Raw genomic sequence first — 12,516 nt, forward strand, 5'->3', positions numbered from 1 at the left:
GTTTTCTGCCTTAACTCTATCAAGTCAGTCGTATAATGAAACGAAGGTTCTTCCTGTTCCCTCATTGCCGTTAGAATGTCATTCCATTTAGCTGCCGATTTTGAAATGGACGTGCCGAAGTTGGCCGCGGCCAATCGCAGGGTCGTCGCCGTCCTGCCGCAGAGCCGTGTTTTTTCTGCCACAGTTTCTCCACAAGCGGCGCTGCGGATGCTGATTTTTGCCAAGATTTTGCCGCGATGACACTTGCGGATTCCTATATCGCGTCGGTGCGGCCGAATTCGCCGACCGCTACGTGGGGGCATCCTTGAAATGCGCCTCGCATTCCAAACCTGTTAAGGGCCATTCAAAATGAATATCAGAACTATCCTTTTTGCTTCCGTTGCCGCCCTTGCCGCGGCATCCGGAGCACGCGCTGCCGACGCCATCGTGGCGGCGGAACCCGAGCCCGTGGAATATGTTCGCGTTTGCGACGCCTACGGCACGGGTTACTTCTACATTCCGGGGACGGAAACATGCCTTTCGATCGGCGGTTATATCCGTACCGAAGTGCGCTTCGGTGACAATATCGCCGGCGATTCCGACGTCAACTTCTGGACTCGCGGTCAGGTCACCTTCCAGGCCAAGAACGACACCGAGTACGGCACGCTCACCGGCGTCATCACGCTGCGTTACAACGTCGACAATGCATCCGATCAGGAAGCTCTTCTGGACGAAGGCTATATCGACATCGCCGGTTTCCGCGTCGGTAAGCTGTACAGCTGGTGGGACGACGACATGAGTGGCGAGACCGATACGCTCGCCAGCAACGAGACGACCCACAACTCGATCCGTTATCAGTACGAGGCCGGCGCTTTCACGGCCGGTATTTCGGTCGACGAGCTGGAAGACGACTACGCCACCAAGCCGGGCGAAGGCCCGAACAATTTCGGTGTCGCAGGTCAGGTCTCCTACAAGGCCGGCGCCATCAGCGCTTACCTGCTCGCCGGCTATGACACGGACACCAGCGAAGTCGCTGTCCGTGGCATCGTCTATGCCGATATCGGTCCCGGCACGCTCGGCATCGCCGGCGTATGGGCAAGCGGCGCCAACTACTACTACGAAGAGTCCGAATGGACGATCGCAGCAGAATACGCCTTGAAGATCAACGACAAGTGGAAGATCACTCCCGGCTTCCAGTACTTCGAAAATATCGCTCTCGAGGCTGACGGCAATGGCTTCACCGGCGGCAGCGCCTATACCACGGGTGTAACGATCGACTACCAGATCGTCGAAGACCTGCGTACGAAGCTCAGCGTGCAATATCACGACGAGGACGAAGGCGACGACGAAGTGTTCGGCTTCCTGCGCTTCCAGCGCGATTTCTAAGATCGTCTCATTGCAGGCGAGCGGGCGCGGCCTTCGGGCCGCGCCTTTTTTTATGCTGTCACACCCGGGAATCGGCGATGAAGTCGGAATAGAATTCGTCGACCGTTCTTGCCTTGCGCATGGCGGCAAGCACGCCGTCCGATTGCAGACGGCGCGCGATGGCGGCGAGAACATTCAGATATTCGCCGCGATTGTTTTCCCCGAAGAGCAGCACGACGGCGATGTCGGTCGGGATATCGTCGATCGCCTCGAAGTCGAGCGGCTGGGCGAAGCGGACGAGAAGGCCGCGCGGGCTGGTCATGCCGTCGATCGCCGCATGTGGAATGGCGATGCCGTTCCCGATCCCTGTGGAGCCGAGCTTCTCACGCGCTTCGAGCGACTTCAGGATGGTCTGGCCGTCGACGGAGAAAGCCTTGGCCGCCTTCTCCGATATGGTTTGCAGTGCGCGCCATTTCGTTGGCGCCGACACACCGATGAAGGTGTGTTCCGGCCGGATGATGTTGGGAAGGTTCATGTGATTCTCAATGCTGTTCGGCTCGATACTGTTCGGGCAGCGGAAGGGAGCGGATATCAATCCGGTTCCCTGAGCCGGTAGCCGACGCCGGTCTCGGTGGTAATATAGTGAGGCTGATCCGGAATCTGTTCGACCTTTTGCCGCAGCTGCCGCACATAGACGCGCAGATACTGGACATCGGCTGCCGGTCCCCAAATCTGCTTCAAAAGAAACTGGTGCGTCAGCACCTTGCCGGCATGCTGGGCGAGCACGCGCAGGATGTCGTACTCCTTCGGCGACAGCTTGATCTCCCTGCCGTCGACCTTGACGATGCGCTTGACGAGATCGATCGACAGTCCGCCGGTCTGGAAGATCGCCTTTTCGCCCTGCTGCTGCAGGCGGTGGCGCAAGGCGACGCGGATGCGGGCGCCAAGCTCGTTGATGCCAAAGGGCTTGGTGACGTAGTCGTCGGCGCCGCTTTCCAGCGCCTTGACGATGCCGGCCTCGTCGGTACGGCTGGAGAGGATGACGACGGGCATGGAGAGCCCTTCGTCGCGCCACTCCTGTAAGAGATCGTGACCTGATTTGTCGGGCAGGCCGAGGTCGAGCACGATGAGGTCGGGCATGTCGTCGGCGACCGACTGACGGGCGGCCGCGGCGTTTGCCGCTTCCTGCACCTCGTAGCCCTGCGCGGTCAGGCCGACGCGGAGCAGCTTGCGGATCGGAGGCTCGTCGTCGACGACGAGCAGTTTGACGGCTGAACCGGTCATCTCAATTCATCCAGCTTCGGAATGTCGTTGGGTTTCGGCAGACGGATGGTGAAGACGGCGCCGGGGCGGCCCGTCCGATTGCCGGCGACGATTGTGCCGCCCATCGCCTCAATGAAGCCGCGGCAGATGGAAAGGCCAAGCCCGGTGCCGGCGCGCACCTGATCCCCCTTGCGCACGCGGTAGAAGGTATCGAAGACGCGGGTGAGGTCGGCGGGCGGAATGCCCGGGCCTTCGTCCGAGACCTGCAGGACGACATTGTCGGCATCGGCCCAGCCCTCGATGTGGATCACCGATCCCTCGGGGGCATATTTGGCGGCATTGTCGAGCAGGTTGAAGATCACCTGCTCGAACAGGACGGGGTCGACACGCACCATCGGCAAGTCGGCGGGAACGCTCATCTCGGTCTTGTGCCGCTCGAGGATTTTTGCGGCGCGGCGCAGCGCGGTGCCGACGACATCGCCGGCAAAATGCAGCGCATAGTTCGGTTCCATCGCGCCGGATTCGATCTTCGTCATGTCGAGCAGGTTGGCGATGAAGCGGTTGAGGCGTTCCGATTCGTCGACGACGGTGGAAAGCAGGTCGCTTCGATCCTCCTCCGGCATGGAGGCGAAATAGTCGCGCAGCGTGCCGGCGGCGCCGAGGATGGCGGCAAGCGGTGTCTTCAGGTCGTGCGAGATCGAGGTGAGCAGGGCCGAGCGCAGCCGGTCGGCTTCGGCCGCGAGCCTTGCCCGATCGACGTCGGCGACAAGCTGGACGCGTTCGATGGCGAGAGCCGCCTGGTCGGCCAGCGCATCGAGCAGGCGCTGTTGCTCCGGCGTCAACAGCGGTCCGTCGCGACGGTCGCTGTCGAGGCCGATGACGCCGACGGCGGCGCGCCCCGTTCGGAGCGGCACGTAGAGGCGCTTGGCGCCGGGCAGGGTGTCGGCGCCGCGGCCGGCGGCGTGATTGTGTTCCCAGGCCCAGCGGGCGGCGGCGATATCGGCATCGTCGAGCGTATCGTCAGGGGGATAACCGGCCTTGACGGCGATGGTACCTTCCTCGGGCAGCAGCAGCACGACGCGGACCTTCAGCATCGAGGCGAGCTGAAAGGCGGTTGCCCAGAGCACGTCGTCGAGCGTGCCGGTGCCGGCTAGCTTTTTCGAGAAGAGGTAAAGGTCTTCCGTGGTCCGCGCCCGCTGGCGGGCTGCGGCGGCCTGGCGCTGCACGGTCGCGGTCAGGTTGCTGGCGATGATGGCGACGCCCAGGAAGAAGAAGAACGCGAGCACGCTTTCCGGATCGCTGATCGTCAGCGTGTAGCGCGGCGGCAGGAAGAAGAAATTGAAGGACAGCGCGCTGAGGATGCAGCTGTAGAGCGCCGGCCGCAGCCCGTGGATGACGGCAGAGGTCAGCACCGCCATCAGGAAGACGAGGGCGAGGTTGCGTACGTCGAGCACCTGGTCGAGCACGATGCTGACGCCGAGCGCGATGGCGACGTAGGCGGTTGCCAGCAGATAGGCCCAGAGATCCAGCGGCTGCGCCGTGGCGGCGGTTTTGACGCCGCGCGCCGTGGTGCCGTCCTTCTCGTTGCCCGAAATGACATGGACGCTGATTTCGCCGGTCTTGCGGATCAGCTCGTCGGTGATCGAGCGGCTCCACCAGTCGCGCCATGTCGGCTTCTTCGGCGCGCCGATGACGATATGTGTGACGTTGTTGGCGGTGGCATGGCGGACGAGTTCCTCGGCCACCTCGCGGCCGGGAATGGTGATCGCCTCGCCGCCCAGCTGCTCGGCAAGCCGCAGCGTGGCGGCAATGGTATCGCGCTCCGTTTCCGACAGATTGATCGAGCGGTTGGTCTCGATGTAGACGGCGGCCCAGGGCGCGCGCAGCCGCGAGGCCATGCGCGAGGCATAACGCACCAGCGAGGCCGAGCGCGGATGGTGGTCGACTGAAACGAGGACGCGCTCGCCCGCCGCCCAGGGGCCCGAGATGGCATGAGCCTGCATATGGGTGAGCAACTGATCGTCGACGCGCTGGGCGGTTTTGCGCAGCGCCAATTCCCTGAGTGCTGTCAGGTTGCCAGGCGTGAAGTAGTTGGTCAGCGCCCGCTCGGCGGTGCGCGCCATATAGACTTTGCCGTCATGTAGACGCTTGATCAGATCATCCGGCGTCAGATCGATGATCTCGACGTCGTCGGCAAGGTCGATAATCGAGTCCGGCACCGTCTCGCGCACGCGGATGCGGGTGATCTGCGAGACGACGTCGTTCAAGCTCTCGACATGTTGGATGTTCAGCGTCGTGTAGACGTCGATGCCGCGGCCGAGCAATTCCTTGACGTCGAGATAGCGCTTCGGATGGCGGCTGCCCTCGGCATTGGTATGGGCGAGTTCATCGACCAGCACGAGATCGGGCCTGCGGGCGAGGATGCCGTCGAGATCCATTTCCTCGAGCTGCCGGCCCTTATAGTCGATCTTGACGCGGGGGATGATCTCGAAGCCGGCGAGCAGCGCCTCGGTCTCCTTGCGGCCGTGGGTCTCGACGACGCCGATGACGACATCGAGACCGTCGGCGATCTTGGCACGGCCGGAGATCAGCATCTCGTAGGTCTTGCCGACGCCGGGCGCAGCACCCAGAAAGATTTTCAGACGGCCGCGTGTTTCGGCCCGGGCTTTTTCGAGAAGCGCATCGGGCGAGGGCCTGCCGGCCTGGTCGCGATTGTCGTCTGGCATGCGTGTGGTCTTTCTGCAAATCGCTGCCGGGGACGCGTTGCGTCTCCGTAACTCTCGTCAAGTCAGTTCAACCGCCCCACCCTACGTCATGCTCGGGTCTGACCCGAGCATCCAAACCGCATCCGTCAGCAGCCACGGTCATGGATCCTCGGGTCAAGCCCGAGGATGACGGAGCGCGGGGTTGGCCTTCTCGTCAAACCCGCCCAACGTACCAAACTCACTGAGTCATAGAAGCATCGAGGCTCTGGTTCAACGCCAGAACATTGACGGTGGGTTCGCCGAGAATGCCGAGCTCCCGGGCCTGAACCGCGCCGTCGACCAGTGTCTTGACCTTGGCTTCATCCACGCCCCGTGCCTTGGCGACACGCTGCACCTGGAAATAGGCCGCCTCGGGCGAAATATGAGGATCGAGGCCGCTGCCCGAAGCGGTGACGAGGTCGGCGGGTACGTCGGCCGTGGGATTCGCGGCCTTGGCGGCCTCATAGTCGCCCCTGACGCGGTCGATCAGCTTCTGGCTGGTCGGGCCGAGGTTCGAGCCGCTGGAGGCGGCCGCATTGTAGCCGTCGCCGGCCGCCGAAGGGCGGCCGTGGAAATACTTGTCGCTGGCGAAGGCCTGGCCGATCAGCGTCGAGCCAATCACCTTGCCGTCCTTTTCGATCAGGCTGCCGTTTGCCTGGGTCGGGAAGAGCGCCTGGGCCGCACCCGTCATGGCGAGCGGATAGAGAAGGCCTGTTATGGCGGTGGTGGCAATGATCATCACGATCGCCGGGCGAAATTCTCTAAACATTGTTCTTACTCCTTGGAGTGTTCAGGCCGAGTTCTGCTAAGCGAGACCGAGGGCCGCGACGGCCATGTCGATCGCCTTGATGCCGATGAAGGGGACGATGATACCGCCGAGACCGTAGATCAGCAGGTTGCGCGAGAGCAGCGCGCCTGCGCCGATCGGACGATAGCGGACACCCTTCAGCGACAGCGGGATCAGCGCAATGATGATCAACGCGTTGAAGATGATCGCCGAGAGGATGGCGCTTTGCGGCGTCGAAAGTCCCATGACGTTGAGCACGCCGAGCTGCGGGTAGAAAGTCAGGAACATCGCCGGGATGATGGCGAAATACTTGGCGATGTCGTTGGCGATCGAAAAGGTCGTCAGCGCGCCGCGTGTCATCAACAGCTGCTTGCCGATCTCGACGATCTCGATGAGCTTCGTCGGGTCCGAGTCGAGGTCGACCATGTTGCCGGCCTCGCGGGCGGCGACCGTGCCGGTGTTCATGGCGACGCCGACATCGGCCTGGGCAAGTGCGGGCGCATCATTGGTGCCGTCGCCGCACATGGCGACGAGCTTGCCCTTCGACTGTTCCTCGCGCATCAGCGCCAGCTTCATCTCAGGCGTTGCCTGGGCGAGGAAGTCATCGACGCCGGCTTCGGCGGCGATGGCGGCTGCCGTCAGCGGATTGTCGCCTGTTATCATCACCGTGCGGATGCCCATGCGGCGAAGCTCGGTGAAGCGCTCGCGGATGCCGCCCTTGACGATGTCCTTCAGCTGGATGATGCCGAGCAGCCTGCCGTCGCGCGCGACGGCCAGCGGCGTGCCCCCTGATTTGGCGACCTCGTCCGATATCGACTGCAGTTCGCGCACGACCTCGCCGCCGTTCTTGGAAGGCGCGTCGCCGTTGACATAGGTCAGCACCGCATCGACCGCGCCCTTGCGGATCGAGGCGCCTTCGAGATCGACGCCGCTCATGCGGCTTTGAGCGGTGAAGGGCACGAAGGTGGCCTTGAGGCTTGCCATGTCGCGGCCGCGGATCGCGTATTTCTCCTTGGCGAGCACGACGATGGAGCGGCCTTCCGGCGTTTCGTCGGCAAGCGAGGCGAGCTGGGCGGCATCGGCGAGATCCTGCTCGGAAACGCCGCGGACCGGGCGGAAGGTCGTCGCCTGGCGGTTGCCGAGCGTGATCGTGCCCGTCTTGTCGAGCAGCAGCGTGTCGACGTCGCCGGCGGCTTCGACCGCACGGCCGGACATGGCGAGCACGTTGAAGCGGACGAGGCGGTCCATGCCGGCGATGCCGATCGCTGAGAGCAGCGCGCCGATCGTCGTCGGGATCAGGGTGACGAAGAGGGCGACGAGCACGATGATCGGGATCGAGCCGCCGGCATAGATGGCAAAGCTCGGGATCGTCGCGGTGGCGAGCACGAAGATCAAAGTCATGCCGGCGAGCAGGATGTTGAGCGCGATTTCGTTCGGCGTCTTCTGGCGTTCCGCACCCTCGACGAGCGCGATCATTCGGTCGAGGAAAGTCGAGCCGGCAGCCGCGGTGATGCGCACACGGATCCAGTCGGAGAGCACCTGTGTGCCGCCGGTTACCGCCGAGCGGTCGCCGCCGGATTCGCGGATGACAGGAGCGGATTCGCCTGTGATTGCCGCTTCGTTGACGGAGGCCACACCTTCGATGACCTCGCCGTCCGACGGGATAATGTCGCCGGCTTCGACGAGTACGAGGTCGCCGACCTTGAGGCTGGTGCCCGGCACCATGCGGTAGTCGCTGCCGTTAGTGGAGGTGAGCAGCTTTGCCTGGGTTTCGGTGCGCGCCTTGCGCAGCGAATCCGCCTGCGCCTTGCCGCGGCCTTCGGCGACGGCTTCGGCGAAATTGGCAAAGAGCACGGTGAACCAGAGCCAGATATTGATCTGGAACGAGAAGCCGAGATTGCCGTTGCCTGCGATGAGGTCACGCAGGAAGAGCACGGTGGTGAGCACCGAAACCGTGGCCACGACGAACATGACCGGGTTTCTGGCGAGCGCGCGGGGGTCGAGCTTCTTGAAAGCGGCGCCCACGGCCGGAATGAGGATGCGACTATCCATGATACTCGCGGATTTTGCCTGGCTCATAAGAGACTCCAGCTTTGAAACGAGGATGGCGAACCGGAAGCCGGTCAGCCCTGTAAGATTTTGACGATGGCGGCGATGACGAGGAGGCCTGCCATCATCACCAGGATGATGTCGGAGGCTTGGGGTTCCGGGCCATTTCCACGTCCCGGCGCGCCGGGACGTGGATGAGAAGCGTGGCGAAGCCTGTGGCGGAGGATCATGGCATCACCTCAGAAGGTCTGGCCTGCGATCATGACCAGATGCTCGACGACGGGACCGAGGGCCAGCGCCGGGAAGAAGGTCAGGCCGCCGACGATCAGGATCGTGCCGACAAGCAGGCCGACGAAGAGCGGGCCGTCCGTCGGGAAGGTGCCTGCCGAGGCAGGAACCGACTTCTTGGCGATCAGCGAACCGGCGATGGCAAGGGCCGGGATGATGACCAGGAAGCGGCCCATCAGCATGCCGAGGCCAAGGGTGATGTTGTACCAGGGCGTATTGCCTGTGAGCCCACCGAAAGCCGAGCCGTTGTTGGCGGCAGCCGACGTATAGGCATAGAGGATTTCGGAGAAGCCGTGCGGGCCTGAAGTGCCGACGGAGGCGACGGCGCTTGGCAGCACCGAGGCGATCGCGGTGAAAACGAGCATGGCGAGCGGCAGGCAGAGGATGGCGAGAACGGCCATCTTCATTTCCTTCGCTTCGATCTTCTTGCCGAGGTATTCCGGTGTGCGGCCGACCATCAGGCCGGCGACGAAGACGGCGACGATGATGAAGAGCAGGATGCCGTAGAAGCCCGCGCCGACGCCGCCGACGATGACTTCGCCGAGCTGCATGTTGATGAGCGGAACGAGGCCGCCGAGCGCAGTGAAACTGCCATGCATGGCGTTGACCGCGCCGCAGGAGGCCGCGGTGGTGATGACCGCAAAGAGCGAGGACAGGGCGACTCCGAAGCGGACTTCCTTGCCTTCCATGTTGCCGCCGCCAAGACCGAAGGCATGCATCAGCGGATTGCCGGCGGCTTCCGCCCAATAGGTGATGCCGACGCCTGCGACGAACAGGATGCCCATCGTGGCGAGGATCGCCCAGCCCTGCCGCTGGTTGCCGACCATGCGGCCGAAGACGTTGGTGAGAGCCGCGCCGATCGCGAAGATCGAGACCATCTGGATGAGGTTGGAGATGGCGTCGGGGTTTTCGAACGGATGGGCGGAATTGGCGTTGAAGAAGCCGCCGCCATTGGTGCCGAGCATCTTGATGGCAAGTTGCGAGGCGACAGGGCCGATAGCGATCGTCTGCTGCGCGCCTTCGAGCGTCGTCGCATTGACGTAAGGCCCAAGCGTCTGCGGCACGCCGAGATAGACAAAGACCAGCGTCAGCACGATGCAGATCGGCAGCAGCACATAGAAGGTGGCCCTAGTCATATCGACCCAGAAATTGCCGATCGCCTTGCCCGAGGCGCGCGAGAAGGCGCGGATGAAGGCGAGCGCAATGGCAATGCCGGTCGCCGCGGAAACGAAGTTCTGGACGGTGAAGCCGGCCATCTGAGTCAGATACGACATCGTGCTTTCGCCGCCGTAGTTCTGCCAGTTGGTGTTGCTGACGAAGCTGACGGCGGTGTTGAAGGAAAGCTCCGGTGGGACGGCTGTCATGCCGGCCGGATTATAGGGAAGACCGGCCTGCAGGCGCTGCAGCGCGTAAAGTACGATCACGCCGAGCAGATTGAACATCAGCATGGCGAAGGCATAGGAGGTCCAATGCTGCTCCTCGCGCTCGCTGGTGCCGGCAAGACGGTAAAGTCCCCGTTCGAGCGGAGCGAGGACCGGTGAGAGGAACGTGCGCTCGCCGCTGAAGACGCGCGTCATATAGCCGCCGAGCGGTTTGACGAGCATGAGGACGATCCCGCAGTAAAGCAGGATCTGAAGCCATCCGTTGAGGGTCATGGAGGTAAACTTTCAATACCCGGCTGCTTCTCGGTCGCGCATCGCGACCTCAGAAGCGCCAGTTTTCTTCAAAAGCGTTCTGGGCGAAGGAGAGCGTAGGTGAGGTAGACGGTGAGAAATACGGTCACCGCACCGCTCAAGACATAATCGAGGGTCATTGCGGTTCTCCGGTTAGAGCCTGTCGCAGGCTCTGGTGTAAGCAAAGCACAGCACGAAGAATATGATCGTCGTGCCAAGTAAAATGATATCCATCATGATCGTGACTCCTGTTGTTTTTCTTGGAGTCAGACAAGACAAAGGGCCGGCATCTCGATGGAGGCCGCCTTTCATGCTTTCTGGCGTGGAGATGATCGCCTTGATCTCTCGGGCATCAATATGGAGCCGGAGGGCATAAAGGATCGAGACGGGCCGGCGGCCATCAATATAAAAATCCTATAAATGCTTTTATGGGCCAAAGCGGCGGTTCGGTGTTAAGGATCGACCCGGAACTGATACTGGCCTTCGGCGCTACGGCCGTCCATCGAGAGGACGCGCCAGTCGACGGTATAGAGGCCTGGCGCCATCGACGGGTCGAGCGGGATCTTGAATATGGATCCTTCGGGGCCGGCGAGAAACGGCTTGCCTGTCGGAAGCGGTGTGCCCTGGGCATCCAGCAGGATGGCCGTCGAGCGGGCAAGATCCACAGGGCCGGTGAAAGTGAGTTCGAGATTGGCCGGCACCAGCTTTTCTTCCTGCTGCTGCGGTGGAAGCGATGCTTCCTCGATTGCGGCAGACGTTCCATTTGCTGCAAGGAGAAGGGATGCGAACAGGCAAAATGACACGATCGACTTCATGATGGTCTTCCTTCTCTTGCCGATCCGCATGGTGCCGGGAGCCGTGATGTCTCCGCGACGCCATGCCGGCGCCTGCTATTAACGCTGTAGGGGACGATTTCGATCCATTGGCTTGACAATAACGCGCACCGGCTTCGGCGAGCGGTCTTCTTCGAACGCGGCGATGCAGTTGTCCACGAGCCGGCGCCAGAGGTCCCGGAATTGCTTTGATATCGTCGCGCCGCGAGAGATATTCCTGACGATATTATCGTTATCGTGCTTCATCTCTTTGTCTTTCTTTATTGATGGCGATTTAGACTTTAGAATATACTCCCCAATGGCCCCTGCTGGAATCATCCAGAGGTCTTGGGACCTGAATCTTTCGGGTTATGGAAAATGGGCATTTCATCGCATCTTGAGCAAAAGCTTGAGAGGATTGTATTGTCGACCCTAACGGTCTTATAGTCGGTTCAACGGCGCTCCATGAATCGCAGGGGGCCATAGGGAAGGAAACCGATCATGACCAAAGTCCGTGCGCTGGTGCTGGAGCGCCAGCATGAGCTCGCGCTTCGCGATATCGATCTGCCGCTGGAAACGGGACCGGGGCAGGTGAAGATCAAGATTCATACCGTGGGCGTCTGCGGTTCCGACGTGCACTATTATACCCATGGCAAGATCGGTCCTTTCGTCGTCAATGCGCCGATGGTGCTCGGCCACGAGGCGGCGGGCACGGTGGTCGAGGTCGGGCCGGGTGTGATGCATCTCAAGGTCGGCGACCGCGTCTGCATGGAGCCCGGCATTCCTGATCCGAATTCGAAGGCAAGCCGGCTCGGCATGTACAATATCGATCCCGATGTCACCTTCTGGGCAACGCCGCCGATCCATGGCGTGCTGACGCCTGAGGTCGTGCACCCGGCAAATTATACCTTCAAGCTGCCCGATAACGTCAGCTTCGCCGAAGGCGCCATGGTCGAGCCTTTCGCCGTCGGCATGCAGGCGGCATCCAAGGCGAAGATCGCGCCAGGCGATACCGCCGTCGTCCTCGGCGCCGGTCCGATCGGCACGATGGTGGCAATCGCTGCCCTTGCCGGCGGCTGCGCCCGTGCCATCATCGCCGATCTCGCCCAGCCGAAGCTCGATATCGCTGCGCGGTATCAGGGCGTGATCCCGGTCAATATCCGCGAGAAGAGCCTGATCGAGGAAGTCGGCCGGCTGACCGACGATTGGGGCGCCGATGTCGTCTTCGAATGCTCCGGCTCGCCAAAAGCCTGGGAGACGGTCATGGCGCTGCCGCGCCCGGGCGGCGTCATCGTCGCCGTCGGCCTGCCGGTCAACCCTGTCGGTTTCGACGTCTCGACGGCATCCACCAAGGAAATCCGCATCGAGACGGTGTTCCGTTATGCACACCAGTATGAGCGCTCGATCGCTCTGCTGGCGTCGGGTCGCGTCGATCTCAAGCCGCTGATCTCAGAGACGTTCAAGTTTGAGGATTCGATCAAGGCGTTCGATCGCGCCGTCGAAGCGCGGCCGAGCGACGTCAAGCTGCAGATCGTGATGGAGTAGGAAGCCGCGCT

The 12,516-nt window shown here is 62.3% G+C and carries 11 protein-coding genes; 3 read left to right on the top strand and 8 right to left on the bottom strand.

Going from position 1 to position 12,516, the window contains the following annotated elements; translation table 11 throughout:
- Positions 1 to 105: 105 nt before the first annotated feature.
- Positions 106 to 240 carry a hypothetical protein gene (locus tag EFB14_RS33740; RefSeq protein ID WP_281015387.1) on the top strand — a complete coding sequence of 45 codons (135 nt, stop codon included), beginning with the start codon at positions 106 to 108 and terminating at the stop codon, positions 238 to 240.
- 108 nt (positions 241 to 348) lie between these two features.
- Positions 349 to 1,365, top strand: a complete 1,017-nt coding sequence (locus tag EFB14_RS07540) for a porin (RefSeq protein WP_126824054.1) — start codon at positions 349 to 351, stop codon at positions 1,363 to 1,365.
- A 58-nt stretch (positions 1,366 to 1,423) separates the two neighbouring features.
- On the opposite strand, the gene EFB14_RS07545 is transcribed toward EFB14_RS07540, so the two are convergent.
- The 8 genes from EFB14_RS07545 to EFB14_RS07585 form a co-directional block, all read right to left on the bottom strand.
- Complete coding sequence (locus EFB14_RS07545) at positions 1,424 to 1,879, bottom strand: PTS sugar transporter subunit IIA (protein ID WP_126824057.1); 456 nt, start codon at positions 1,877 to 1,879, stop codon at positions 1,424 to 1,426.
- 56 nt (positions 1,880 to 1,935) lie between these two features.
- Entirely contained in the window at positions 1,936 to 2,628 is a 693-nt protein-coding gene (locus EFB14_RS07550) for a response regulator (protein WP_126824060.1), read from the bottom strand.
- On the bottom strand, positions 2,625 to 5,333 hold the full coding sequence (locus EFB14_RS07555; RefSeq protein WP_126824063.1) for a sensor histidine kinase: 2,709 nt from the start codon (positions 5,331 to 5,333) through the stop codon (positions 2,625 to 2,627). Before EFB14_RS07555 ends, EFB14_RS07550 begins: the two co-directional genes overlap by 4 nt.
- A 217-nt stretch (positions 5,334 to 5,550) precedes the next feature.
- Entirely contained in the window at positions 5,551 to 6,120 is a 570-nt protein-coding gene (kdpC, locus tag EFB14_RS07560) for a potassium-transporting ATPase subunit KdpC (RefSeq protein WP_126824066.1), read from the bottom strand.
- Positions 6,121 to 6,156: 36 nt separating this feature from the next.
- Positions 6,157 to 8,217 (bottom strand): potassium-transporting ATPase subunit KdpB, encoded by a 2,061-nt coding sequence (kdpB, locus tag EFB14_RS07565; protein WP_126824070.1) that lies wholly within the window; start codon positions 8,215 to 8,217, stop codon positions 6,157 to 6,159.
- A 209-nt stretch (positions 8,218 to 8,426) separates the two neighbouring features.
- The gene (kdpA, locus tag EFB14_RS07570) at positions 8,427 to 10,130 is read right to left on the bottom strand and encodes a potassium-transporting ATPase subunit KdpA (RefSeq protein ID WP_126824073.1); all 1,704 of its coding nucleotides are present in this window, start codon (positions 10,128 to 10,130) and stop codon (positions 8,427 to 8,429) included.
- Positions 10,131 to 10,198: 68 nt separating this feature from the next.
- Positions 10,199 to 10,288, bottom strand: coding sequence for a K(+)-transporting ATPase subunit F (locus EFB14_RS07575; RefSeq protein WP_003547774.1), 90 nt, complete (start codon positions 10,286 to 10,288; stop codon positions 10,199 to 10,201).
- A gap of 312 nt (positions 10,289 to 10,600) precedes the next feature.
- Positions 10,601 to 10,963 (bottom strand): copper resistance CopC family protein, encoded by a 363-nt coding sequence (locus EFB14_RS07585; RefSeq protein ID WP_126824076.1) that lies wholly within the window; start codon positions 10,961 to 10,963, stop codon positions 10,601 to 10,603.
- Between the two features lie 498 nt (positions 10,964 to 11,461).
- Between EFB14_RS07585 and EFB14_RS07595 the strand changes: the two genes are divergently transcribed.
- Positions 11,462 to 12,505, top strand: a complete 1,044-nt coding sequence (locus tag EFB14_RS07595; RefSeq protein WP_126824082.1) for an NAD(P)-dependent alcohol dehydrogenase — start codon at positions 11,462 to 11,464, stop codon at positions 12,503 to 12,505.
- The last annotated feature ends 11 nt before the right edge of the window (positions 12,506 to 12,516 follow it).

Source organism: Rhizobium fabae, assembly GCF_003985135.1.
In the GTDB taxonomy this organism is placed as follows: Bacteria; Pseudomonadota; Alphaproteobacteria; order Rhizobiales; family Rhizobiaceae; genus Rhizobium; species Rhizobium pisi.

Excerpts from the sequence above, each read along its gene's own strand:
- kdpB (WP_126824070.1), bottom strand. The coding sequence starts at position 8,217 with ATGAGCCAGGCAAAATCCGCGAGTATCATGGATAGTCGCATCCTCATT.
- EFB14_RS07555 (WP_126824063.1), bottom strand. The coding sequence starts at position 5,333 with ATGCCAGACGACAATCGCGACCAGGCCGGCAGGCCCTCGCCCGATGCG.
- kdpA (WP_126824073.1), bottom strand. The coding sequence starts at position 10,130 with ATGACCCTCAACGGATGGCTTCAGATCCTGCTTTACTGCGGGATCGTC.
- EFB14_RS07575 (WP_003547774.1), bottom strand. The coding sequence starts at position 10,288 with ATGACCCTCGATTATGTCTTGAGCGGTGCGGTGACCGTATTTCTCACC.
- EFB14_RS07595 (WP_126824082.1), top strand. The coding sequence starts at position 11,462 with ATGACCAAAGTCCGTGCGCTGGTGCTGGAGCGCCAGCATGAGCTCGCG.
- kdpC (WP_126824066.1), bottom strand. The coding sequence starts at position 6,120 with ATGTTTAGAGAATTTCGCCCGGCGATCGTGATGATCATTGCCACCACC.
- EFB14_RS07585 (WP_126824076.1), bottom strand. The coding sequence starts at position 10,963 with ATGAAGTCGATCGTGTCATTTTGCCTGTTCGCATCCCTTCTCCTTGCA.
- EFB14_RS33740 (WP_281015387.1), top strand. The coding sequence starts at position 106 with ATGGACGTGCCGAAGTTGGCCGCGGCCAATCGCAGGGTCGTCGCCGTC.
- EFB14_RS07545 (WP_126824057.1), bottom strand. The coding sequence starts at position 1,879 with ATGAACCTTCCCAACATCATCCGGCCGGAACACACCTTCATCGGTGTG.
- EFB14_RS07540 (WP_126824054.1), top strand. The coding sequence starts at position 349 with ATGAATATCAGAACTATCCTTTTTGCTTCCGTTGCCGCCCTTGCCGCG.
- EFB14_RS07550 (WP_126824060.1), bottom strand. The coding sequence starts at position 2,628 with ATGACCGGTTCAGCCGTCAAACTGCTCGTCGTCGACGACGAGCCTCCG.